23 protein-coding genes are annotated in these 22,794 nt (G+C 67.3%); 12 read left to right on the top strand and 11 right to left on the bottom strand.

All coding sequences use genetic code 11. The annotated features are described in order from the left end of the window. Positions 1–24: 24 nt before the first annotated feature. From KY500_RS18555 to KY500_RS18540, 4 genes are all read left to right on the top strand, one after another. Entirely contained in the window at positions 25–951 is a 927-nt protein-coding gene (locus KY500_RS18555) for a hypothetical protein (RefSeq protein WP_219901760.1), read from the top strand. Positions 952–979: 28 nt separating this feature from the next. Beyond that, positions 980–1,708, top strand: coding sequence for an acetolactate decarboxylase (gene budA / locus KY500_RS18550; protein WP_255579575.1), 729 nt, complete (start codon positions 980–982; stop codon positions 1,706–1,708). A gap of 272 nt (positions 1,709–1,980) precedes the next feature. Next, positions 1,981–2,628 (top strand): transposase, encoded by a 648-nt coding sequence (locus tag KY500_RS18545; protein WP_219901759.1) that lies wholly within the window; start codon positions 1,981–1,983, stop codon positions 2,626–2,628. Further along, positions 2,625–3,095 (top strand): transposase, encoded by a 471-nt coding sequence (locus KY500_RS18540; protein ID WP_219901758.1) that lies wholly within the window; start codon positions 2,625–2,627, stop codon positions 3,093–3,095. The genes KY500_RS18545 and KY500_RS18540 overlap by 4 nt, the downstream gene beginning before the upstream one ends. A gap of 43 nt (positions 3,096–3,138) precedes the next feature. Here KY500_RS18540 and KY500_RS18535 read toward each other — a convergent pair whose 3' ends face one another. Genes KY500_RS18535 through ykgO form a run of 4 tightly spaced genes read right to left on the bottom strand, consistent with a single transcriptional unit; the run spans position 3,139 to position 5,672 of the window. Then, positions 3,139–3,420: a helix-turn-helix transcriptional regulator gene (locus tag KY500_RS18535; RefSeq protein ID WP_219901757.1), complete on the bottom strand. Its 282-nt coding sequence runs from the start codon at positions 3,418–3,420 to the stop codon at positions 3,139–3,141. Then, a complete protein-coding gene (locus KY500_RS18530; RefSeq protein WP_219901756.1) occupies positions 3,399–4,436 on the bottom strand; it encodes an arsenic resistance protein in 1,038 nt (345 codons plus the stop codon). The genes KY500_RS18535 and KY500_RS18530 overlap by 22 nt, the downstream gene beginning before the upstream one ends. Beyond that, complete coding sequence (locus tag KY500_RS18525; RefSeq protein WP_255579572.1) at positions 4,424–5,548, bottom strand: NAD(P)/FAD-dependent oxidoreductase; 1,125 nt, start codon at positions 5,546–5,548, stop codon at positions 4,424–4,426. The genes KY500_RS18530 and KY500_RS18525 overlap by 13 nt, the downstream gene beginning before the upstream one ends. A gap of 1 nt (position 5,549) precedes the next feature. Further along, positions 5,550–5,672: a type B 50S ribosomal protein L36 gene (gene ykgO / locus KY500_RS18520; RefSeq protein ID WP_219901755.1), complete on the bottom strand. Its 123-nt coding sequence runs from the start codon at positions 5,670–5,672 to the stop codon at positions 5,550–5,552. 46 nt (positions 5,673–5,718) lie between these two features. Here ykgO and KY500_RS18515 point away from each other — a divergent pair, with 46 nt between their 5' ends. The 8 genes from KY500_RS18515 (at position 5,719) to KY500_RS18480 (ending at position 14,551) form a co-directional block, all read left to right on the top strand. Then, on the top strand, positions 5,719–6,750 hold the full coding sequence (locus KY500_RS18515) for a GTP-binding protein (protein WP_219901754.1): 1,032 nt from the start codon (positions 5,719–5,721) through the stop codon (positions 6,748–6,750). 30 nt (positions 6,751–6,780) lie between these two features. Next, entirely contained in the window at positions 6,781–7,242 is a 462-nt protein-coding gene (locus tag KY500_RS18510) for a hypothetical protein (protein WP_219901753.1), read from the top strand. A 17-nt stretch (positions 7,243–7,259) separates the two neighbouring features. Continuing rightward, positions 7,260–8,276: a GTP-binding protein gene (locus KY500_RS18505; protein ID WP_255579570.1), complete on the top strand. Its 1,017-nt coding sequence runs from the start codon at positions 7,260–7,262 to the stop codon at positions 8,274–8,276. 129 nt (positions 8,277–8,405) lie between these two features. After that, the gene (locus tag KY500_RS18500; protein ID WP_219901752.1) at positions 8,406–9,203 is read left to right on the top strand and encodes an ABC transporter ATP-binding protein; all 798 of its coding nucleotides are present in this window, start codon (positions 8,406–8,408) and stop codon (positions 9,201–9,203) included. Beyond that, a complete protein-coding gene (locus KY500_RS18495) occupies positions 9,200–9,991 on the top strand; it encodes an ABC transporter ATP-binding protein (RefSeq protein WP_219901751.1) in 792 nt (263 codons plus the stop codon). The genes KY500_RS18500 and KY500_RS18495 overlap by 4 nt, the downstream gene beginning before the upstream one ends. Then, a complete protein-coding gene (locus KY500_RS18490; protein ID WP_219901750.1) occupies positions 9,988–11,232 on the top strand; it encodes an MFS transporter in 1,245 nt (414 codons plus the stop codon). The genes KY500_RS18495 and KY500_RS18490 overlap by 4 nt, the downstream gene beginning before the upstream one ends. Before the next feature lie 8 nt (positions 11,233–11,240). Continuing rightward, a complete protein-coding gene (locus KY500_RS18485; RefSeq protein WP_219901749.1) occupies positions 11,241–12,764 on the top strand; it encodes an ABC transporter substrate-binding protein in 1,524 nt (507 codons plus the stop codon). Further along, positions 12,761–14,551, top strand: a complete 1,791-nt coding sequence (locus tag KY500_RS18480) for an ABC transporter permease subunit (protein ID WP_255579568.1) — start codon at positions 12,761–12,763, stop codon at positions 14,549–14,551. Before KY500_RS18485 ends, KY500_RS18480 begins: the two co-directional genes overlap by 4 nt. Before the next feature lie 49 nt (positions 14,552–14,600). On the opposite strand, the gene nrdF is transcribed toward KY500_RS18480, so the two are convergent. The 7 genes from nrdF to KY500_RS18445 form a co-directional block, all read right to left on the bottom strand. Then, positions 14,601–15,575: a class 1b ribonucleoside-diphosphate reductase subunit beta gene (gene nrdF / locus KY500_RS18475; RefSeq protein ID WP_066592434.1), complete on the bottom strand. Its 975-nt coding sequence runs from the start codon at positions 15,573–15,575 to the stop codon at positions 14,601–14,603. 63 nt (positions 15,576–15,638) lie between these two features. Beyond that, positions 15,639–17,744: a class 1b ribonucleoside-diphosphate reductase subunit alpha gene (gene nrdE / locus KY500_RS18470; protein WP_219903533.1), complete on the bottom strand. Its 2,106-nt coding sequence runs from the start codon at positions 17,742–17,744 to the stop codon at positions 15,639–15,641. Positions 17,745–17,779: 35 nt separating this feature from the next. Next, positions 17,780–18,241 carry a class Ib ribonucleoside-diphosphate reductase assembly flavoprotein NrdI gene (nrdI, locus tag KY500_RS18465; RefSeq protein WP_219901748.1) on the bottom strand — a complete coding sequence of 154 codons (462 nt, stop codon included), beginning with the start codon at positions 18,239–18,241 and terminating at the stop codon, positions 17,780–17,782. Positions 18,242–18,319: 78 nt separating this feature from the next. Further along, positions 18,320–18,553 carry a glutaredoxin-like protein NrdH gene (gene nrdH / locus KY500_RS18460; RefSeq protein WP_066592430.1) on the bottom strand — a complete coding sequence of 78 codons (234 nt, stop codon included), beginning with the start codon at positions 18,551–18,553 and terminating at the stop codon, positions 18,320–18,322. Positions 18,554–19,066: 513 nt separating this feature from the next. Beyond that, on the bottom strand, positions 19,067–20,092 hold the full coding sequence (locus KY500_RS18455; protein WP_219901747.1) for an ABC transporter permease: 1,026 nt from the start codon (positions 20,090–20,092) through the stop codon (positions 19,067–19,069). Continuing rightward, positions 20,089–21,171, bottom strand: coding sequence for an ABC transporter permease (locus KY500_RS18450; protein WP_219901746.1), 1,083 nt, complete (start codon positions 21,169–21,171; stop codon positions 20,089–20,091). The genes KY500_RS18455 and KY500_RS18450 overlap by 4 nt, the downstream gene beginning before the upstream one ends. Further along, a complete protein-coding gene (locus KY500_RS18445) occupies positions 21,168–22,694 on the bottom strand; it encodes a sugar ABC transporter ATP-binding protein (protein ID WP_219901745.1) in 1,527 nt (508 codons plus the stop codon). The genes KY500_RS18450 and KY500_RS18445 overlap by 4 nt, the downstream gene beginning before the upstream one ends. Positions 22,695–22,794: the final 100 nt, after the last annotated feature.

Below are 22,794 nucleotides of genomic sequence, written 5' to 3'. Positions count from 1 at the left end.
GTGAGCCTTCGATAGTGTGGCGGGATGAGCTTCTTCGAGCGCCACCGTTTGTCCGCGCTCGCCACCGCCGCGCTTCTCATCGTCACGCTGGGCGGTGCCGCGCTGGTCACCTCGGCCGTCCGCGCCGAACCGGCCACGGCAGATGCCGTGCCGGCCGTTCCGGTCGCCACCGACACGATCGACCTCGCCGGCTTCGAGCCGGGCCGCATCCTCAGCGACTTCAGCTTCTACAACGCCGCGGCCATGACCGAAGCCGAGATCCAGACCTTCCTGCAATCGCGCAGCTGCATCCGCACCGATTCCTCCCCGTGCCTCTGGGAGTATCGCGAGACCACCACCGACGAGCCCGCCGCAGGGGCCGGCCACTGCGCCGCGTATACCGGCGCCGCCCACGAGCACGCCAGCCGCATCCTCAGCAAGGTCGCCGAGGCCTGCGGGATCAGCCCCCGTGTGCTGCTGGTGCTGCTGCAGAAGGAGCAGTCCCTGCTCAGCCGCCCCACCGAGTCCGGTTACCTGCGCGCCACCGGCTACGGCTGCCCGGACACCGCCGACTGCAACGCGGACTATTTCGGTTTCTTCAACCAGGTCTACAACGCGGCCTGGCAGTTCCGGCAGTACACCCAGGAGCCCGATCGCGCCTACAAGATCGGCGCCGTCGACGTGGGCTTCAACCCCGACGCCGAGTGCGGTGCCAGCACCGTCGACATCCAGAATCAGGCCACCGCCAACCTGTACAACTACACGCCGTACCAGCCGAACGAGGCCGCCCTGGCCGATCCCGACAGTGACGGCGACGGATGCTCCACGCACGGCAATCTCAACTTCTGGCTGTTCTACACGGCCTGGTTCGGCCCCGGCGGAACCGACCCGTACCCCGACGTCTTCGACGCCTGCCTCAACCTTGCGCACGGCCAGCCCTGCCGGGTGCCCGAACTGATTCCCTCGCTCTAAGCCGCAGACCCACACAGGAGGAACCATCGTGGACGTACCCGCCGGCCGCCACCTGATCTACCAGACCAGCCTGATGAGCGCCCTGCTCGACGGCATCTACGACGGCGAGACCACCGTGGCCACGCTGCTCGAACACGGGGATTTCGGGCTCGGCACCTTCAACGCGCTCGACGGCGAAATGCTGATCCTCGACGGCGTCTGCTATCGGATGCGCGCCGATGGCACGGTGACGCCGGCCGGGGGTGACGAGCGCACGCCGTTCGCCGTCGTCACCGCGTTCCGTCCAACGGTGAGCATCCCGGTCACCGCGCCGGCGACCCGTGATGAGGCCGTTTGTCTGATCACCGACACCCTGCAGAGCTCCAACTACCTCTATGCCGTGCGTCTCACCGGGGAGTTCGAGTGGGTGCGGGTGCGGGCCGTTGAGCGGCAAGAGAAGCCGTACCAGCCCATGTCCGAGGCCATCCGCGGCGAGAAGACGATCGAGTTCGGCAGCTCCACCGGCGTCGTCGCGGGCTTCCGCACCCCGCTCTATGGGCAGGGCATTGGGGTGCCGGGCGGGCACGTGCACTACATCGACGCCGATCGCGGACACGGCGGCCACGTTCTCGACTTCAGGCTGCTCTCTGGCACCATCGAGATCTGCATCGGCACCGATCTGCACCTCGAGCTGCCGCTCACGGCGGAGTTCAAGAACGCGGAGCTGAGCCCCGACGACCTCGCCGACCAGGTCGAGCAGACCGAGAACCACCGCTGACTTGTCCCGCAGGTCGCCCCCGCCCCGCTGGTCGAGCCTGTCAGTGATGATGGTTGTAGGGGGTTGGTCTGGTCTGACTCTGAGCCTGTCTGACGCTGCGGTTGTCTTTGTCTCGATGCGTCGCCCGGTGTCCAGCCCCCTGAACGCACGATGGTTTGGTCGTGTTCAGGGACGTCACCATGACCTAATAGGAGCTTGGCTCCAGCCTCTTCACTGACTTGTCTGACGGCGCCCCTGAACACTGACCCTTAGTTAGAAGGGCTGTATTCAGCATGACGTATTCCACGAAAGAGCTTGTCCTCGGCATCGATACGCACAAAGATTTTCACCACGCGGCGGTGATCAATCACGTTGGGAAGAAGATCACCGACCGGAAGTTCGACGCCACCCCTGCCGGCTACCGCGAGCTCATTGGTTGGGCCACTGACGTTGGCCGGATTGGTCGCGCTGGCGTTGAAGGGACCGGGTCTTACGGCGCGGGATTGACCCGTGAGCTCACGCGGCGCGGGATCCCGGTGATCGATGTGATCGCCCCGGATAAGCAACTGCGTCGTCTGCGGGGCAAGACCGACACGATCGATGCTTACAACGCTGCCCGTGCGGTGTTGAACGAGGTCGCGACCGCGGTCCCGAAGGTTCAGGACGGCTTCGTTGAAGCGTTACGTGTGGTGAGTACTTCCAGGCGGTTACTGGTCAAGCAGCGCACGGAGAGCCTGAACCAGCTCCAGGGCCTGATCGTGAGCGCGCCCGCGGAGCTACGACTGGGCCTGGCAAACGTGAAGGCAAAGAAGTTGGCCACGCTGTGCTCAAAACTGCCCAGACGGGCTGCTGATGACCTCGTGATGACGGAAACGAGAACGTTCTCCGTTGCCTCGGCAAACGCTACTTGGAGCTGTTGGTCGAGGCAGACAGCCTCATGAAACGCCTGGCCGCGATCGTGAAAGAACACGCCCCGGAACTGCTCGCAGTGCACGGTGTTGGACCTGACGTGGCCGCGACGATGTTGATCGTCGCTGGTGAGAACGTTGACCGACTTGAGAGCGAGTCCGCGTTCGCGCACCTGATCGGAACAGCACCGATACCGGCATCGTCGGGCAAAACGAACCGACATCGCCTCAACCGGGGCGGTAACCGGCAAGGCAACTCAGCGGCCTACCGGATCGTGATGGTCCGAATGAAAACCCACGAACAAACCCGCGACTACATCGCGAAATCCCTCGCCCGCGGCAAGACCAAACGCGAAGCCATGCGCATGCTCAAACGCTACGTCGCCCGCGAGATCTTCCAAATCCTCATCAGCATCCGCCACCGCCACGAACTCGAAAAACACACCCCATCGCGGCTTGACATCTATAGGAGCATCGAGACCCCGCGACCCGACCTCTGAACGCACGTCACCGAATCTCGACAGGCTCGATCAACGAACGGAGTCAGGTGGAGGGGGTGTGGGCGGGCCAGAGCGCAACGTCCAGGCCGCGTTCGAGTTTGGCGATGGTCTCCATGTCCGGCCAGGCCCTGCCGTCCAGGATGCCGATCAGGGTGGCGTGGTTCATGCCGCAGGCCTCGGCGGCGGAGCGGATGCTCTTCTCGCCGATGGCCTCGCGCAGGTTACCCGCAAACACCCGGGCTACCTCCCCGAGAGCGTCGCTGGCGGGCCCGTCCGGCCACGCCGCAACCAGTTCGTGGGGTTTCAGGCGCGCACTTCGGGACATTCCCCCACCCTAAGCCGCCGGCGCAGCAGCAGCGCCCGGATGACGGTCAGGTGCGGGAACTCCACGAGCATTCCGATGATGATCGCGGCGTACACGAGGGGCTGACCGGGCAGCGCCACCGTGGTCAGTCCGAGCATCAGCGGGGCGTTTCTGGCTGCCGTCGTCATGGTCAGCAGGGCGTGCTCCGGGTAGTCCAACCCGAACAGGCGCGACAGCAGGTCGCCAACCAGATAAGTGAGGAGGAAGAACAGCATGACCGCAACGAGGATGACCAGGAACGCGTCCACACGATTGAGGATGGTGCCGATGTGGGCGGTGAAGATCTCGACGATCAGCAGGGCGATCACCCCCGGAATCATGCGCCCGACCAGACCGAGCAGCCGCGTGCAGACCGCGGCAGGCAGCGCCCAGGCGAGCAGGGCGCGCAGGCCGGCTGCCAGCACTATGGGCGCGAGGAACCACTGACCGAGGGTCTGCAGCAGTGAGGGCACGTCCAGACCGGCCGGGATGCGCGCGAACAGCGCCAGGAACACCGGAAACAGCGCCAGCTGGGTCAGCAGGTTCAGGGGAAGCAGCACCGAGCCGAGCGTGATGTTGCCGCCGGCCAACCGCGTGAAGCCGAGGAACCAATCGGTGCACGGGGCGACGAAGTAGATCAGCAGCCCGGTGAACAGCAGCGGCTCCCCCGACAGGAACAGCGACGCGACGCCGACCCCGATCAGCGGCACCACGAGGAAATTGGCGCACCAGGCCAACAGCAGAAAACGGGGTGCCGCCCGCAGCCGTCGCACGTCCAGAAAGCGTACCTCGAAGAACAAAAGCACCAGCAGCGTGAGCACCGTGGGATCGACCCACGCGGAGAGCACCGCCGCCGATCCGGGCCGCCAGGTACCCAACAGGGAGCCGGCCACGATCGCGCCCAGGAGAAGCGCCGTGAGCAGCCACGGTCGTGACCCCGCCTCCACGGCGGGCAGGGCGGATGCCCGGGGCGCCGCCCAGCGGGTCAGCAGGCGCATTCCACACCGCAGCAGCTCAGGTCGTCGGTCAGCATGCCGGCGGTGCGCCACTCTTCGAGCGCCGCACAGTCCTTGCCCAGGCGCCGCCCGATCACCCCGGCCACGTGCGCGAAGCGCTGCCGGTACTTGTAGACGAAGCAGAACGTGAGCCCACCATGGCGGAGCGCCGCGCCGACCAGGAACAGCCCGGGGGTCAGAGTGGATTCGTCGTTCTCGTCCAGCAGTGGCCAGCCGTCGCCGCGGTCCTCGAAGAGATCCGCGGCCGGCCCCAGACCCGCGCCGAACCCGGTGGCCAGGATCGGCCGGGAGTCCGCCACGAGCGCCATAGCCCCGGCGATGGCCACGGTGTACGCCCCGGTGCTGCCCGCCCGAATTCCGGTGACCGCCCCGGCCGACGACAGGGTGAGCCGACCGGTGGCCAGAGCCGCCTTCATCCGGGCTCGGGTGCGTGGGGCCAAACGAAAGGAGGGGTCGGATCCGGTGCCGGCCTCCCACGGATGCCCAGGGTCGACGACGGTGACGCTGGCGCCCTCGGCCACGTGGTGGCAGGCCAGATCGAGGCCGGACTCATAGCCGCCCACGATGACGACCCGGCCGGAGCGGGGCCCCCAGGCCGCGGCCGCCGAGGAGTGATCAGAGTGGTCGACGCCGGCCAGGCTCGGCTGGCGGGGAGTGTGGAACTCGCCGCCCGCCCACACCACGGTACGGGCGGCGACCGCACCACTGCTGGTGTCGACGGCGAAACCATCCGTCGTCGGCCGAATGCCGGTGACCTCGGTCTCGGCCATGATCGGCACCGCGAAGTGCCGGGCCACGCCGCGCAGGTACCTGGCGTACTGGGCGCCGGAGGGGTAGTCGACCCCCAGGCTGAAGGCCGGCGAGGTCTGCGGATGCACCGAGTTGAGGTCGGTCGCCCCAAAGCCGTTGCCCGTGAAGGAGGGCGTCAGAAAGGTCATCTGCTCCGGCCAATCGAGGAAGCTCTGGCCGAGCTGGCCTCGTTCGACGACCCCGTGCACCAGTCCGTGCACGGCCTGCAGGGCCACGGCGGTGCCGATGCTGGCCGGGCCGGCCCCGATCACGAGGGTGTCGAGCACCGCTGTCTGCTCCGACACGTTAACCCTGTCGGGCCTTCAGGCGCGGGTTCTTCTTGTTGATCACGAACACCCGGCCGCGCCGGTGCACGATCTGGGCCCCGGGGAGCCTCTTGAGCGCTTTGAGTGAATTGCGTACTTTCATGGCCACGACTTCCTTATTGAGAATGAATATCAATTAGAGTAACAGCATGACACCACCGCCCTTCCTCACCGTGAATCTGGTCAGCGGCCTCCCCGGCGCCGGCAAGTCCTCGATCGCCCGCGCGAGCGGCCGCACCAGCATCGGCCTGGTCGGCGCCGATCACGACGCCGTGAGCGGCGCCATCGCCGGCACGGGCACCCGGGGTGAGGTGATGCTGGAGATCCACCCGTCCGCCGTGCCCCTCGAGGTGGCGATCTCGGTCATGGCCGCCGGCCGTGACCCGGCACGGCATCCCGGCACCGGCCCCATCCGGCTGGGCAATTTTGTGAGCGTGCTCGACGCGTCCACATTCTGGCGCGACATCCGCAGCGACGCTCTCGCCCCCGAACCCCCGGTGCCCTGCGCCACCCACGGCGAGCACGACCGCACCGTGGCCGATGCCCTCGTGCAACAGATCGAGTGGGCCAGTGTGGTGGTAATCAACAAGACCGACCTCGCCACCGCCGCCGAGTGCGCGGACCTGCGTGATTTCGTTCGACTGCTGAACCCCTCGTGCCAGGTGGTCTTCGCTCGGCACAGGCGCAGCTCGGTGGGCGGATGGCTGCCGCCTCGGGAAGACATGCTGGCCTGGCTGCAGCAGAGCCCCGGCTGGATTCGGCAGCTCAACGGCGAGGGACTGCTCGGTGCGAGCCGCACCGGCCTCGGCTGTGTGGTCTACCGGGATCCCCGCCCCTTCCATCCGGGTCGGCTGGCCGAGTTCCTCAGCGACAGGTCCACCGACTCGGGCGAGATCCTGCGGTCCCGCGGGCTCTTCCGGCTGGCATCGCGCCCGCACGTCGTCGGCTCGTGGAACAGTGCCGGCCCGAGCATCGAATTCGAGCCGACCGGCATGGGCAGCCACGACCCCGAGTCACCGTGGGGCCAGGAGATCGCCTTCTTCGGCCGAGACCTCGACAGCGCCCGGCTCACCGCGAACCTCAACGCCTGCCTGCTCGACGACCGCGAGTTCATCGGCGGCCCGATCGAGTGGCGCGCCCTGGCCGATCCATTCCCGGCCTGGGACCTCGACACCGACTAGGCCGCCCGCCACCGACCCAGGGAGACCCCCATGACTCGCACCCCGAAGCGCACGCCGCCAGCCCCCGAAGCGAGCGGCCCCCTCGTCGCGCTCTGCGCGGGCCACCGCTGCGAGGCTCTGCACAGGCTGGCGGATGACCAGACCGGCACTGAGCGACTGCGCGCCACCGTATCCCGCAGCCGAGGCGCCGTGCTCGTCAGCACCCCCTGCCTGGGAGCCTGCGCCAGCGGGGCTGTCGCCGCCGTGGCCCGCCGCGATGGCGGCACCGGCACGACAGGGCCATCCGTCTGGCTGGGCGGCGTGGACCGACCGGCGACCCTGGCCGCCCTGCTCGGGTGGGTCGACTCCGGCGGACCGTCGAGCACCGACCTGCCCGCCCGCGACGCGCCCACCACCCTGCGCGAGGCCATCCTCGGCATCGGTCATCCCATTCGAGCGCGCGGCGCCGACACCGAGACGGGTGCGGGTGCCCGCCCCGACCTGACCGCTTGACGGGGAGGGTCCGCTCTGTGCGACAGATTCCGGTGATTGCCCTGACCGGCCACCTCGGCGCGGGCAAGACCACCCTGCTCAACCACCTGCTGCAGACGCCCGGTGCCCGCCTGGGCGTGGTCATCAATGACTTCGGCGACCTCAATGTCGACGCCGGCCTGGCAATCGGCCAGGTCGACGAGGTGGCCGGCATCAGCGGCGGATGCGTGTGCTGCCTACCCGACTCCGGCGGCCTTGGCGCGGCACTCGAGAGGCTCACCGAGCCGCGGCTCCGGCTGGACGCCGTGATCGTCGAGGCCAGCGGCGTCGCCGAGCCGTCGGCCCTGGCCCAACTCATCCGCTACAGCGCCGTGGCCCGGGTGCGCCCGGGCGGCCTCATCGACGTGGTGGATGCCGTGGAGCACTTCGCCACCATCGACCGCGGCGGTCTGGCCCCCGCCCGGTATTCGGCCGCGGGCCTGATCGTGATCAACAAGATCGACCGCCTCCCGCCACCGCGGCGGGAGGCCGTGATCGAGCGGATGGTGCAGCGGATTCGGGAGCGCAATCCGCGCGCCCGGGTCATCACCACCACCCGGGGTCGCATCGATCCGCTGCTGGTGTTCGACGCCGCGCTCGAACCGGCTCCGGATGGCGAGCTGTCATTCGCCGCCCTCACCGACGCCGACCCGGATCATGACCACCACCATCCCCCCGCGGATGCCGTGACGGTGTCAACCCGGCGCCCGGTCGACCCCGGCCGACTCGCCGACCTGCTCGAGCGACCGCCCGCCGGGGTCTATCGGCTCAAGGGCGCGGTCACCATCGACGCGGGGGCACGCCGCCGCCGGTACGCCGTCAACGTCGTCGGCCGGCACATCCATCTCGCCCCGCACCCGGTTGACCGGGGCGATGACGGCCTCGTCGCGATCGGCATCCAGCTAGACAGGGAGGGCGTGAGCGAACACCTGGAGCGAGCCGTCAGCCCCGGACCGACCGGAGCACTCGGTGTCGGCCTCCGTCGACTCACCAGACTTCGCCGCCTGAGCATTTAGACCGGAGCCGACCTTCCCGTGCCGAGGAGAACTAGTGCGCCAACCTCTCCAATTTGATAATGATAACGCTTATCAGTAACGTGATGCGTGTCGTTCTGAGCAAGCGGAACACCCTGAACGGAAGTCCACGTGTATCCCGCACTAGCAGTGAAGAGCTTGTCCGTCACGGTCGGCGCCGAGCCCCTCGTGAACAACCTGAGTTTTCAGGTGGCCCCCGGCGAACGAGTCGCCCTGCTGGGCGCCTCCGGCTCCGGCAAGTCCCTGACCGCCGCGACCATCCTCGGCTCCCTTGCCCCTGGCCTCGCCGTCACCGGTGAGATCTCCCTGTTCGGTTCGCCCCACGAGTCAGGTTTCGGGCGGGGCCGCGGCGGGAGCGTTGCGGCGATCTACCAGGACTCACTGTCGGCGTTGAACCCGCTGGTGACCGTGGGCGGCCAGCTGATCGCCGTTTTGCGCGCGGAGGCCCGGCGCACCAGCGGCGGGTCCACAGTGCGAGACGCACGACGCACGGTGGTCGACCTGCTGACCTCGGTGGGGATCGATGACCCCGAGCGCACCCTGCGAGGATATCCCGCCGAGCTCTCCGGTGGCCAACGCCAGCGCGTCTGCATCGCGCTCGCCCTGCTCTGCCGAGCCAAGCTGCTGATCGCCGACGAGCCGACCACGGCTCTCGACGTCGTCAACCAGGCCAGGGTCGTGGAGGTCCTCCGCGACTACGCACGCGTCTCCTCGGCGGCAATCCTGTTCATCACCCACGACCTGGCGGTGGCCGCGTCGCTGTGCGATCGCGCGCTGGTTCTGGAGCGCGGGCGTCTTGTGGAGTCAGCGACGATGGCCGACCTGATCAGCCGACCGCAGCATCCGTACTCGCGCGCACTGGTGGCCGCGGCATCGCCGGCCCGGGCCACGAGCGGAGTCGCGCGGTGACCGACGTGCTGGGCGCCGTCGGGCTGACCCACCGCTACCCGCGATCCCGCCAGCCCCTCTCCCCCGACCAGGCCCCAGCCCTGGTCGACGTGAGTTTTCAGGTCTCGCGCGGTGAGACCGTCGGGATCGTCGGTCGGTCCGGGTCGGGCAAGTCCACCCTGCTGACCACGCTGCTCGCCCTGACCCGCCCCGACGAAGGCCGGGTTCATCTCGGCGAGCGCGAGGTGACCTCGGGCAGTGCCCGGTCGCTCCGCTGGTACCGGCGCCGGGTGCAGTACGTTCCCCAGGACCCGGCCGCGAGCCTGGACCCACGGATGACCGTGGCCCAGTCGGTGGCTGAGCCGCTCAAGCGCCTGGGGGCGGCCGGCGATCACCGCACCCTGGTCGCCGCGGCGCTGGACGATGTCGGCCTGGTCTCCGCCCTGGCCGGCAGACGCCCCCGAGAACTCTCCGGCGGGCAGGCGCAGCGGGTGGCCATTGCGCGCGCCATCGTGACCGCGCCGGATTTTCTGCTCGCCGACGAGCCGATCAGCGGCCTAGATCTGCCGCTCCGCAACCACGTCATCGAGCTGCTGGCCGGTCTCGCCGAGCACCGCTCGCTCGGACTGGTCTTCGTCTCCCACGACCTGGATGCCGTCGTGCGCCTGTGCCGGCGCAGCGTGGTGCTCGCCAACGGACGCATCGTGGAGGACGGGGCCACCAGCCGTCTGCTCAGCGATCCCCGGCATCCGGCCACCCGGGAGCTCGTGGACGCCATTCCCCGGCTCGCCGAGGGGCCCGCGGCATGACCTCGGCAACCCTGCTGCGCACCCCCGGGGCTCCGCACGCCTCGACGCTCCTGGTGAGCCAGTTGATCTTCAATCTCGGCTTCTACGCCGTCATCCCCTTTCTTGCGTCGACCATGCGCACCGATTTCCTGCTCAGCGGAACCGCGATCGGCCTGGTGCTCGGCGCCCGCACCTTCTTCCAGCAGGGCCTGTTCCTGGCCGGTGGGATCCTGACCGATCGCTTCGGTGCGCGGGCCCTGATCGCCCTCGGCTGCGCGGTCCGCGTGGCCGGCTACCTCCTGCTGGCGTCCGCCGACGGGTTCGCCGGATTCCTGGCCGGCGCCGTGCTCACCGGCCTCGGCGGCGCCCTGTTCTCGCCGGCGCTGGAGACCCTGGTCGCCGCCGCGGATGCGCGTACCCGCCCGACCCGGCCCGCCGGCCGGCCCTCGCTGTTCGCCGCGCTGATCGTCGTGGGCGAGCTCGGCGCAGCGGTCGGTCCCGTCGCCGGCGCCCTGCTGCTTGGCCTGAGTTTCTCCGCCGCGGTGCTGGCCGGTGCCGCCGTGTTCACGGTCGTCGGCATTGTGCTGTGGCGACTCATCCCCGCCGAGCAGCCGCACACCGAGCAGGGCTCCGCCGCCGACCGGGCCGCGCCGGAGCCCGCCGACCCGTGGGCAAGCATCCGCAATCGGCGATTTGTCGTCTTCGCGGCTCTCTCCAGCATCAACCTGCTCGCGTACAACCAGCTCTACCTCGGTCTGTCCTTCGAGGTAGAACGCACCGACGGTGGCACCGGCACCCTCGGCGCGCTCTTCCTCCTGGTGTCGCTGCTCACCGTGGCGCTACAGTGGCCGGTCGCCGCCCTGGCCCGCCGCGTCGGCGCAGCCCGTGCGCTGGCGGCCGGATTCACCGTCATGGCGGTCGGGTTCCTCGCGGTCGGCGCCGCCGGCAGCATGCCGCTCACCGGCAGCGTCCTAGACACCCTGCCCGCCGCGGCGCTGGTGACCTGCCTCGCCCTCGGGCACATGCTCGTGCTCCCCGTGGCCCTGGACCTCGTGCCGCTCTTCGCCGGCGGCGCCCGGCTGGGTTCCTTCTACGGCCTGCTCGCCACCTGCGGCGGCGTGGCGGTGCTGCTCGGCAGCGTGCTGCTCGGCTCGTTGTTCGACAGCTCCCCCGCCGTGGGCTGGGGCCTGCTCGCCGGGCTCGCGCTGGTGAGCGGCCTCACCCTGCCCCGATTTCTTCCGATTCACCCCCACCACAGCTAAGAGGACCCATGACTCACAGATCGATCCGCCCATTGGCCGCCACCGCAGTGGCTGCTGGCCTGGCCGTAGCCCTCACCGGCTGCTTCTCCGCCGGTGCCCCGCAGGCCCAGGGCACTGACAGCCGCATCAGCCTCGCCATGCTTCAGCCGCCCCGATCCGGGCTGTCCCCGCTCAGCGATGATGCCTTCAAGCTGTCCCGGTGGAGCACCGCCGAGACCCTGGTGACGTTGGATGCGCTCGGCGACCCGCAGGCGGCACTGGCCACCGGGTGGACCCAGGTCGGCGACCTCACCTGGGAGTTCGACGTGCGAAAGGATGTGACCTTCCACGACGGCACCGCGCTGACGGCCGAGCAGGTCGCGGCCTCGTTGACCGCCGCCAGCACCGCCAGCCCCAAGCCGCGCATCCTCGATGGCGTGGAACTCACGGCCACCGCCGACGGTGATTCGGTGCTCGTCGGCACGGATGCCCCCGATCCGTTGATCGCGCAGCGCCTGTCCAGCCCGCAGCTGGCCATCCTCGCCGCCTCGGCGTACGGCAGCGACGGCGTCGTCGACCCGATCGGCACCGGCACCGGTCCGTTCGAACTCGTCGCCGTGAACGGCACCTCCTCGGCCACCCTGGACCGGTACGACGATTACTGGGGCGAGAGGGCCGTCTCCAGCGGCATCGACGTGGAGTTCGTGCCCGACGGCACCGCCAGGGCTGCGGCGCTTCGCACCGGCACGGCCGACATCGTCGAGGCGATCCCGGTGGGCCAGGCCGCGCAGATCGACGAGGACCTGATCTACGAGGTGCCAATGCCCCGCACCAACACGCTTTACCTGAACACCGAGACTGGGCCGTTCAGCGACCCGGCCGTGCGCGCCGCCGCCCGCGACGCCATCGACCGCGCGGCGATCGTGGAGCTCGTCTACGAGTCCCGCGCCGATGAAGCCGCCGGGCTGCTCGGGCCGGCCATCGACTGGGCCGCCGACCTCCGTGACGACGAGACCTACACGGATGCCCTCAGCACCCGCGCGCCCGCAGCCCAGGTCGACGGCGTGCCGATCAGTCTCGGCACGTTCACCGACCGGGCCGAACTGCCCGAGGTGGCCGTGCTCATCGAGCAGCAGCTCGAGGCCGCCGGGTTCGTCGTGACCCAGGACGTACGGGAATACCAGTACATCGAGGCCGATGCCCTGAACGGTGCCTTCGACGCCTTCATCCTCTCCCGCGCCACGGTCCTCGACTCCGGCGACCCCGTTGCCTACCTGTACAGCGACTTCGCCTGCGACGGCTCGTTCAACATCTCGCAGTTCTGCGACCCGGCCGTTGACGCCGCGATCACCGCCGCCGGTGAACTACCGGCCGGCGAAGACCGTCGCGAGGCGATCCTGCACGCCGAAGCGCTCATCCTCGCCGCCGATGCCGCCATCCCGATGCTGCACGAGCGTGTGATCCAGGGTGAGGCCGCCGGCGTCACCAACGCGGCGCGGGACCCCCGCGAACGCACGCTGATCACCAACAAGACCAGCGTGGACCGCGAGTGATTCGCGGGTGGGCCGCCACCCTCGTCGCGCTCTCCCGCATAGCGGCGATCTCGGCGGTGGTGCTCCTGGTGGGCATGCTGCCCTGGCTGAGCGGGCGGAGCCCCGAGTACACGATCCTGCGCGCGCGGTATGCCGATCTGGAGGCGACCCCCCAAGCCCTGGCGGCTGTGCGCACGGAACTCGGCCTCGACCGCGGACCGGTCGTTGTCTTCGTCGACTGGGTCGCCGGGATCTTCCGCGGCGACCTGGGCACGTCCTGGATCAGCAACCGACCGGTGCTGCCGGGCACGCTGAGCGCCCTCGGCGTCTCGGTGACGCTGATGGGATTCGCGATCATCGTCGCGATCATCATCGCCGTCGTGCTCTGCATGCCCGCCCTGGGCGCGGGGATGCGGGGGCGACCCACTCGCGGTTCGGGGGTCGTGGGGGCCACCTTCACCGCCCTGCCGGAGTTCTTGCTCGCGTCGACCTTGCTCATCGTCTGCGCGGTGTGGTTGGGCTGGTTCCCGCCCTACGGTTGGGCCGGCCGGGAGTACGCGGTCTTGCCTGCCCTCTCGCTCGGCATCCCGGCCGGCGGCCTGATCGGCCGGCTGTTGTCGGACGCGATCACCGCCACCTTCGCCGAACGGTGGGTGTCCACCTGGGCCATGGCGGGGCTCTCACGTGCACGCACGGTTGTCGCGGTGCTGCGGCGGGCGCTCCCGTCGGTACTCAGCCAGATCGGTCTGGTGCTCATCGGGCTCACCGGTGGCGCGGTGGCGGCGGAGCAGATTTTCGCGATCCCCGGCCTCGGCCGCGCCACCCTCGGGGCCGCGAGCAGCCAGGACATCCCGGCCCTGCAGGCCGGCATCCTCGCGCTGCTCGTCGTGGCCGTGATCGTGGGGCTCGCGGTGGCGCTCGGCCGACGCCTCCTGCTCGGCCCCGCCCTCCGCCTCGGCTCCCTGCCGGTGCCGGACGCCCGTGTGCCCTCCAGACCCCGCGACCTCACGGTGCCGGTGGTATCGGCGACGCTGCTCGCCGTGATCGTCGTCGCCGGACTCTTCCGCGACCCCTTCACCTCAGCGCACCAGCGGCTGCAGAGCCCGTCCTGGGCTCTGCCGTTCGGTGCGGACGCCAGCGGTCGCGACCTGCTCGGGCGAGTCGGCCATGGCGCCCTCACCACTATCGGCGTGGCCCTCCTGGTCGTGCTGGTCTGCCTGGTGCTTGGCATCGTCATCGGGCTGTTCCCGAACGCCTCCATCGGCCCGCTCGAGGTAGCCAACGCCGCCCCACCCATTCTGGCCGGCATCATCGTGACCGCACTCTGGGGTCCATCGATCGAGGGCGCCGCGATCGCGGTGGCCCTGGTGAGCTGGGCGCCCCTGGCTGCGCACACCGGGGCCCTCGTCACCGAGGCGAAGGCCCAACCGCACATTCGCATCCTGCCCGTCCTCGGAGTGGGGCGCAGGCGCACCATGCTCCGGTTCATTCTCCCCGCCGTCGTGGGGCCGGTCTTCCGGCACGCGATGCTGCGTCTGCCCGGCATCGCGCTCACCCTCGCGGCCCTGGGCTTCCTCGGCCTGGGCAGCGACCAGCCCACGCCGGAGTGGGGGCTCATCCTCGCCGAGGGCAGCGGCTACGCCGAGCGTGCCCCGTGGGCGGTCCTGGCCCCGGCCGGGGCTCTGGTTCTCGCGTCCGTGCTGGCCGTCTCCCTCGCCTCCCACGACTGGTCCACCCTCCTCCGCGTCTCGTGGCAGCGGCGGGGCATCCGCCACTCATTACGGCAAAAAGCACCCTCGATCATGTGATCGAGGGTGCTTTCTTCCGAAACGGACTGCGCTCAGACAGAAGTCGGGGCTAGAAGTCCCAGTCGTCGTCTTCGGTGTTGACGGCCTTGCCGATGACGTACGAGGAACCAGACCCGGAGAAGAAGTCGTGGTTCTCGTCGGCGTTCGGCGAGAGCGCCGAGAGGATCGCCGGGTTCACGTCGGTGACGGCCTTGGGGAACATCGGCTCGTAGCCGAGGTTCATCAGGGCCTTGTTGGCGTTGTAGTGCAGGAACTTCTTGACGTCTTCGGTCAGACCGACCTCGTCGTAGAGGTCCTGCGTGTACTGGATCTCGTTCTCGTAGAGCTCGAACATGAGATTGAAGGTGTAGTCCTTGATCTCATCGCGGCGCTCCTGGGTCTCCTTCTCGAGGCCCTTCTGGAACTTGTAGCCGATGTAGTAGCCGTGCACCGCTTCATCCCGAATGATCAGACGGATGAGGTCGGCCGTGTTCGTGAGCTTGGCGCGGCTGGACCAGTACATCGGCAGGTAGAAGCCCGAGTAGAACAGGAACGACTCGAGCAGGGTCGAGGCGACCTTGCGCTTGAGCGGGTCGTCGCCCTGGTAGTAGTCCATAACGATGGACGCCTTCTTCTGCAGGTTGACGTTCTCGGTCGACCAGCGGAAGGCTTCGTCGATCTCCTTCGTCGAGCACAGGGTCGAGAAGATCGACGAGTAGCTCTTGGCGTGCACGGACTCCATGAACGCGATGTTGGTGTAGACGGCCTCTTCGTGCGGGGTGATCGCGTCCGGGATCAGCGACACGGCGCCGACGGTGCCCTGGATGGTGTCCAGCAGGGTCAGGCCGGTGAACACGCGCATGGTGAGCTGCTGCTCCACCGGCGTGAGGGTGTTCCAGGACTGCACGTCGTTGGAGAGCGGGATCTTCTCTGGCAGCCAGAAGTTGTTCACGAGGCGGTTCCAGACCTCGACGTCTTTTTCGTCTTCGATCTTGTTCCAGTTGATCGCGTCAACGTGGGAGACGAGCTTGAGCTTGTCAATCATTTGTTGTCCTTTTTAGGCCAGTCACAGAAGGGGTGGTACTAGTGGCGCTCACAGCAAACTCACTCATAACGCACAGGAAACGCAACCCTCGACCTCCGTGCCCTCGAGGGCCATCTGGCGCAGACGGATGTAGTAGATCGTCTTGATGCCCTTTTTCCACGCGTAGATCTGCGCGCGGTTGATGTCGCGGGTCGTGGCGGTGTCCTTGAAGAACAGCGTCAGTGAGAGGCCCTGGTCCACGTGCTGGGTGGCGGCGGCGTAGGTGTCGATGACCTTCTCGTAGCCGATTTCGTAGGCATCCTGGTAGAACTCGGTGTTGTCGTTCGTCATGAACGGCGCCGGGTAGTAGACGCGGCCGAGCTTGCCTTCCTTGCGGATCTCGATCTTCGAGGCGATCGGGTGGATCGACGCTGTCGAGTTGTTGATGTACGAGATCGACCCGGTCGGCGGCACGGCCTGCAGGTTCTGGTTGTAGATGCCGTGTTCCATGACGGATGCCTTGAGCTCGGCCCAGTCGGCCTGCGTGGGGATCTCGACGTTGGAGTTCGCGAACAGCTCGGCGCCGCGGGCGGTGGCCGGCTCCCAGACCTGGTCGGTGTACTTGTCGAAGAAGGTGCCAGAGGCGTAGGTGGAGTTCTCGAACCCCTCGAACGTGACGCCGCGCTCGATGGCGATCTTGTTCGAGGCGCGCAGGGCGTGGAACAGCACCGTGTAGAAGTAGATGTTGGTGAAGTCGATGCCCTCTTCGCTGCCGTAGTACACCCGCTCACGGGCGAGGTAGCCGTGCAGGTTCATCTGGCCCAGGCCGATAGCGTGCGACTTGTCGTTACCGCTCTCGATCGAGCGCACCGACGCGATGTGGCTCTGGTCGGAGACGGCGCTCAGGCCCCGGATGGCGGTGTCGACGACCCGGCCGAAGTCGGGCGCATCCATGGCCAGCGCGATGTTCATCGAGCCCAGGTTGCAGGAGATGTCCTTGCCGATGGTGTCGTAGGAGAGGTCCTCGTTGTACGTGGTCGGGGTGTTGACCTGGAGGATCTCCGAGCACAGGTTCGACATGTTGACGCGGCCCTGGATGGGGTTCGCCTCGTTCACGGTGTCTTCGAACATGATGTACGGGTAGCCGGACTCGAACTGGATCTCGGCGAGCGTCTGGAAGAAGTCACGCGCCTTCATCTTGGACTTCTTGATGCGCGGGTCGTCGACCATCTCGTGGTACTTCTCGGTGACCGAGATGTCGGCGAACGGAACACCGTAGACGCGCTCGACGTCGTACGGGGAGAACAGGTACATGTCCTCGTTGTTCTTGGCCAGCTCGAAGGTGATGTCGGGGATGACCACACCGAGGGAGAGGGTCTTGATGCGGATCTTCTCGTCGGCGTTCTCGCGCTTGGTGTCGAGGAAGCGCATGATGTCGGGGTGGTGCGCCTGCAGGTACACCGCACCGGCACCCTGGCGGGCACCGAGCTGGTTGGCGTAGCTGAAGGAGTCTTCGAGCAGTTTCATCACGGGGATGATGCCGCTGGACTGGTTCTCGATCTGCTTGATCGGGGCGCCGGACTCACGGATGTTCGAGAGCAGCAGGGCCACGCCGCCGCCGCGCTTGGACAGCTGCAGCGACGAGTTGATGCCGCGGGAGATGGACTCCATGTTGTCTTCGATGCGGAGCAGGAAGCAGGAGACCAGCTCGCCGCGCTGGGCCTTGCCGGAGTTGAGGAAGGTGGGGGTGGCAGGCTGGAAACGGCCGGCGATGATCTCCTCGACGAGGGCCACAGCGAGCTTCTCGTCGCCCTGGGCGAGACCGAGAGCGCTCATGACGACGCGGTCTTCGAAGCGCTCGAGGTAACGCTTGCCGTCGAAAGTCTTCAGCGTGTACGAGGTGTAGTACTTGAACGCGCCGAGGAAGGTCTGGAAGCGGAACTTCTTCGAGTACGCGAGGTCGTTCAGGCGCGTGATGAACTCGAAGCTGTACATGTCGAGAACGGCCTTCTCGTAGTACTCCTTCTCGACCAGGTAGTCGAGGCGCTCGCGCAGGGAGTGGAAGAACACCGTGTTCTGGTTCACGTGCTGCAGGAAGAACTCCCGGGCAGCCTCGCGGTCCTTGTCGAACTGGATCTCCCCGCTCGGTCCGTACAGGTTGAGCATGGCGTTCAGGGAGTGATAGTCCATGTCCAGGCCTGACGGCGGGCTGATCGGGCTGACCTTCACGGCTGTTGCTTCCAAAATTCTTCCAATCCCTCGTGAACGGTGGCTACGTCGTCCGGTGTGCCGAATACTTCAAAGCGATACAGATGGGGCACACCGCACTTCTGGGCGATGATGTCCCCGGCGAGGCAGTAGGCCTCACCGAAATTTGTGTTCCCGGCGCCGATGACGCCGCGGATGAGCGAGCGGTTCCGTTCGTCGTTCAGAAAACGGATGACCTGCTTGGGTACCGCAGACCCCTCGATGCCGCCGCCATAGGTGGGCACGACGAGCACATAGGGCTGCTCGGCGACGAGCGGCGCATCCTTGGGGTACAGCGGGATGCGAGCGGCAGGCCGCCCGAGCTTCTCGACGAACCGTTTGGTGTTGCCGGAGAGGCTCGAGAAATAGATGATGTCAACCTCGGCGCTTCCGGCGCTCTCGGCGGTGGACTCGCGAGTGGAATCAGCCTGAAGCAGCATGGGTCCCCTTTTCGTGCAAGTTGTGCGAACGCCCTCATCGGGCATGCGGCGGGCGGCGCCCCCCAGGCGCGGTGATCGCTACGCCAGGCGGGCGGCGAGCTCGTTGATCTTGTCGGGGCGGAAGCCCGACCAGTGGTCCTCGTCAGTGATGACGACGGGCGCCTGCAGGTACCCGAGCGCCTTGACGGCTTCGAGTGCGTTCTCGTCGGCCGACAGGTCGAGGATGTTGTACTCGATGCCCTTGTTGTCCAGGGCGCGGTAGGTGGCGGTGCACTGCACGCAGGACGGCTTGGTGTAAACGGTGATTGCCATGGAGAGGCCTCTCGTATCGTTCTCGTCGTTCAGGACCGTGGGCAAAGCTGAGCAAAAACCGTGGTGAAGACGTGATGGAAATGTGGTGGAAATATGCGGTGGAAATGCACCCGCGGGGTGCGAAGTTCAGTTTCAGGCGTTGTGCGATTGCTTGGACTTCAATACTACATCTAGTGATCCACAATGGGAACGGCCACTACATGCGGGAATTACAATTATGTACTTATCCACCGACATTCCACCGGTTGTCAACAGGGCGCGACCGTCTGACACCGCAGGATTACGCGGCCGACGGCCAAGTTATCCACAGGTTCGGGGAAGTGGGGATTTCACCCTGTGGAATCCGGCTTCGCGCGCGTCGGGCGCGTCGGGCGCGTCACCAGCGGATCCGTCCCCCGCCCTGGGCTGCAACGTGAATGCCTCTGCTACCCCGGCAACGACAGAGGCCCCGCGGGCCCTGCGGCGGTGTCTACCGCGGGGCCCGCGGGGCCTCATTCCTCTCCCCTCAGCGGCTCAGGTCTTGCGCTTGCGCGACACGACCACTCTCTGCAGCAGCACGAAGGCCAGCAGGATGCCACCGGTGATGATCGTGGTGGCTTCCGGCGGGATGCCGCCGTCGCGGGTGACGAGCACGTTCATCAGTCCGAGCACGAGGGCGCCGATCACCGAGCCGAGCACGAAACCCGCGCCGCCGGTCAGCAGCGTTCCGCCGATGATCACCGCGGCGATGGCGTCGAGCTCCCAGCCGACGCCGGTGATGTTCTGCGCGATGCCGAGCTTGGACGTGTACACCACGGCGGCCAGTCCAGCGAGGGAGCCGCTGATGACGTAGATCAGCAGTTTGGTGCGCACCACGGGCAGGCCCATCAGCAGCGCGGACTGCTCGGAGCCACCGATCGCGTAGACGGTGCGGCCGAACCGGGTGCGGTGCAGCAGGAAGAACGCCACGATCACGACGACGGCCGCGATGAGCACGTTGGGGGTCGTGACGAGGTCATTGATCTTGGGCCCGTCGTAGACCTTCCACTCCGTGGAGAGGGTACGGATGGGCGAGTCGTCTTCCAGTCGCTGCGGGGTGGTGCTCAGGATAGCCGCAAGGCCCCGGGCCAGGAACATCATCGCGAGCGTCGCGATGAAGGGTTGCACATTGAAGTACTGGATCAGCACACCCGAGGCCAGACCGAAGGTGGACCCGATCAGGATCATCAGCACGATCACGACGATGGGATTCCAGCCGGCATTGGCCAGCATCACCCCCACGAGGCTGCTGATGGCAATCACCGCACCCACCGAGAGATCGATGCCGCCGGTGAGGATCACGAAGGTGAGTCCCACCGCCAGGATGATGAGGTAGGCATTGTTGATCAGCAGGTTGGAAATGGTGCTGAACTGCATGATCCGGCCGTAGGCGATCTCACCGTAGATGAGCATGCCGATGAAGATCGCCACGGCCGCGAGGGTCGGCAGCGTTTCCAGGTTGGGCTTGAGGCGTGAGAATCGTGACGGCGCAGCCGGCTTGTCGATCAGCGTGGTGGTCATGCCGACACGGCTTCCTTCCGGGTGTGGGGTCTGGTGGTGCTGGCTTTTCGTTGGTTGAACAGTGCGCGCACCCGCGGCGACTGCAGCAGGCAGATCACCACGATCACGATGGCCTTGAACGCCGGCGTGGCCGATGACGGGATCGACATGTAGACGATGGTCTTGTCGAGCGTCGCGATGAGCAGGGCGCCGATGATGCTGCCGGTCAGCGAGAACTTGCCACCGGCCAGCGAGGTGCCGCCGATCACGACGGCCAGGATGGCATCCATCTCGGCGGTCATGCCGGTCTTGGCGACCTCGACGGTCATGACGCTGGCGGTGCTGAAGATCCCGGCCACACCGGCGAGCACGGCGCTCACTATATATACGGAGATCAGAATGCCCACCGGTCGAATACCGGCCATCCGGGCGGCCTTCGGGTTGATACCGATGGATTCGATCATGAGCCCCAGGGCCGTGCGGCGAACCAGGGCCGCGAGCACGGCGACGATCACGACGGCGATCACGAACACCACCGGGAAGCCCAGCACGGTGCCGTTGGCGAGCCAGCGGAACGACTCGTTGGTGGCGGAGGTGTTCTGGCCGGAGGTGATCACCTTGGCTAAGCCGCGCCCGGCGAGCATCATCACCAGGGTGGTGATGAACGGCTGCAGGCCCACGATCGACACCAGGATGCCATTGAGGGTGCCGAGCACCGCGCTGATTCCCAGCGCCAGGATCACGGCGATCGCTGCGGTACCGAAGCTGCCGGTGCCGGCGTTCTGCATGAACTCCATCGAGACGGCGCCGGCCACGGCCATCACCGACCCCACCGACAGGTCGATGCCGCGGGTGGCGATCACCAGGGTCATGCCCACGGCGATCATCATGATCGGCGCGCTCGCCCGCAGGATGTCGATGACGTTTCCAGACAGGTTGCCGGTGGCGGGGTTGACCGACACCCCCAGGTAACCGGGGTTCTTGGTCAGGTTGATCACCAGCAGCAGGAGCAGGGCCACGATCGCCCAGACGTACGGCTGGTGGAAGAGCCGGGTGACGAACTGCATGGCTGACGGCTGACGCGACACGGGGGCGCTCATTCGCTGCTCCCTTCGGAAGCGATGATGTCGACGATGGTTTCGGCGGTGACGAGTGGTCCGTTGGTGATCTCGCCGATCTTACGGTGGTCCTTCAACACGATGATGCGTTCGCTCAGCCGCACCACCTCTTCGAGCTCCGAGGAGATGAACACCACTGACATGCCGTCTTCGGCGAGTGCGGCGATGGTCTCCTGGATCTCGGCCTTGGCTCCCACGTCGATCCCCCGGGTCGGTTCGTCGAGGATCAACAACTCAGGGTTGGTGGCGAGCCAGCGGCCCAGCAGGACCTTCTGCTGGTTGCCGCCGGAGAGATTGCGGATGGCGCGCTCGGGGTCGGCGGGCCGCACGTTGAGTTCTACGAGGTACTTGGCGCAGATCTCGTTCTGTTCGCGACGGGACAGCGGCCGGGCCCATCCGCGTCTGGCCTGGACGGCCAGAATCAGGTTCTCGCGCACGGTGAGGTCGCCGATGATGCCCTCGTCGCGGCGGTTCTCGGTGGAGAAGGCGATCTTGCGGGCCAGCGCGGCGACCGGCGTGTGCACCTCGGTCGCGACGCCGTCGATCGTGACGTCACCGGAGTCGGGCCGGTCGGCGCCGTAGATCAAGCGGCCGAGTTCGGTGCGGCCGGAGCCGAGCAGTCCGGCCAGGCCGACCACTTCGCCGGCGTGCACGTCAATATCGACGGGTTCGATGGACCCCTGCCGGCCGAGGTTCTTGGCGCTGTAGTACGGCGCGCCCACGGCATGCTCGGCCCGGCCGCGGTTGGAACCGAGGGAGTTGAGGGTATCGACGTCCTTGCCGATCATCATGGAGATGAGCTGGCCGCGGGCGAGGTCCTGGGTCATGTGCTCGCCGACGAATTCGCCGTTCCGCAGCACCGTGAGCCGGTCACTGATGGCATAGACCTGGTCGAGAAAGTGCGAGACGAAGAGGATGGCGACACCCTCGTCGCGCAGGCGCCGGATCACGGCGAAGAGGCCTTCGACCTCGTTGGCGTCGAGGCTCGAGGTGGGTTCGTCGAGGATCAGTACCTTGGAATTGGTGACCATGGCGCGGCTGATCGCGACGAGCTGCTGCAGCGCGAGGGAGATGCTGGAAAGCGGGGCCTTGGGGTCCAGACCGCCCAGGCCCAGCCGCACCAGGGCATCGTGAGCGGCGAGGTTGGTCTTGTGCCAATTGATGCCCATCCGCCCGTGCACCTCGTGGCCGAGCATCACGTTCTCGCCGACGGTGAGGTTGTCGCAGAGGTTGACCTCTTGATACACGGTCGAGATGCCGGCGCTCTGCGCGTCGGCCGTTCCGGTGAACCGGCGTGGCCCGCCGGCGACCTTGATGCTGCCGGAGTCGATCTTGTACACGCCGGTGAGGGCCTTGATGAGGGTGGACTTGCCCGCACCGTTCTCACCCATCAGGGTGTGCACCTCGCCGGGGAAGAGTCGGAAGTTCACGTCCTGGAGGGCTTTGACCCCCGGGAACTCGATCGAGATGTTCTCCATCTCGACGATCGGCTCTGTCGCTGCCATGTTTGCCTGGTCGTTCTGCCGGTCGGCCGGCCTCGTCGTTGAGTTGCGTGGCACCTGCCACGGATGGGGCGTGCCCGTTCCCGTGGCACCGGCCACGGGA

It is taken from the genome of Cryobacterium sp. PAMC25264, from assembly GCF_019443325.1.
Classification (GTDB): Bacteria; Actinomycetota; Actinomycetes; order Actinomycetales; family Microbacteriaceae; genus Cryobacterium.
Note: the sequence above shows the minus strand (reverse complement) of the source record. Positions and strands in the feature narration are given on the sequence as shown.

Bases quoted from the DNA above. Each gene is read 5' to 3' on its own strand.
- KY500_RS18490 (WP_219901750.1), top strand. From the start codon at position 9,988: ATGACCTCGGCAACCCTGCTGCGCACCCCCGGGGCTCCGCACGCCTCG.
- KY500_RS18510 (WP_219901753.1), top strand. From the start codon at position 6,781: ATGACTCGCACCCCGAAGCGCACGCCGCCAGCCCCCGAAGCGAGCGGC.
- KY500_RS18530 (WP_219901756.1), bottom strand. From the start codon at position 4,436: ATGCGCCTGCTGACCCGCTGGGCGGCGCCCCGGGCATCCGCCCTGCCC.
- KY500_RS18485 (WP_219901749.1), top strand. From the start codon at position 11,241: ATGACTCACAGATCGATCCGCCCATTGGCCGCCACCGCAGTGGCTGCT.
- ykgO (WP_219901755.1), bottom strand. From the start codon at position 5,672: ATGAAAGTACGCAATTCACTCAAAGCGCTCAAGAGGCTCCCCGGGGCC.
- nrdE (WP_219903533.1), bottom strand. From the start codon at position 17,744: ATGGACTATCACTCCCTGAACGCCATGCTCAACCTGTACGGACCGAGC.
- KY500_RS18555 (WP_219901760.1), top strand. From the start codon at position 25: ATGAGCTTCTTCGAGCGCCACCGTTTGTCCGCGCTCGCCACCGCCGCG.
- KY500_RS18540 (WP_219901758.1), top strand. From the start codon at position 2,625: ATGAAACGCCTGGCCGCGATCGTGAAAGAACACGCCCCGGAACTGCTC.
- nrdI (WP_219901748.1), bottom strand. From the start codon at position 18,241: ATGCTGCTTCAGGCTGATTCCACTCGCGAGTCCACCGCCGAGAGCGCC.
- KY500_RS18545 (WP_219901759.1), top strand. From the start codon at position 1,981: ATGACGTATTCCACGAAAGAGCTTGTCCTCGGCATCGATACGCACAAA.
- KY500_RS18515 (WP_219901754.1), top strand. From the start codon at position 5,719: ATGACACCACCGCCCTTCCTCACCGTGAATCTGGTCAGCGGCCTCCCC.
- KY500_RS18450 (WP_219901746.1), bottom strand. From the start codon at position 21,171: ATGAGCGCCCCCGTGTCGCGTCAGCCGTCAGCCATGCAGTTCGTCACC.
- nrdH (WP_066592430.1), bottom strand. From the start codon at position 18,553: ATGGCAATCACCGTTTACACCAAGCCGTCCTGCGTGCAGTGCACCGCC.
- KY500_RS18535 (WP_219901757.1), bottom strand. From the start codon at position 3,420: ATGTCCCGAAGTGCGCGCCTGAAACCCCACGAACTGGTTGCGGCGTGG.
- KY500_RS18455 (WP_219901747.1), bottom strand. From the start codon at position 20,092: ATGACCACCACGCTGATCGACAAGCCGGCTGCGCCGTCACGATTCTCA.
- nrdF (WP_066592434.1), bottom strand. From the start codon at position 15,575: ATGATTGACAAGCTCAAGCTCGTCTCCCACGTTGACGCGATCAACTGG.
- KY500_RS18445 (WP_219901745.1), bottom strand. From the start codon at position 22,694: ATGGCAGCGACAGAGCCGATCGTCGAGATGGAGAACATCTCGATCGAG.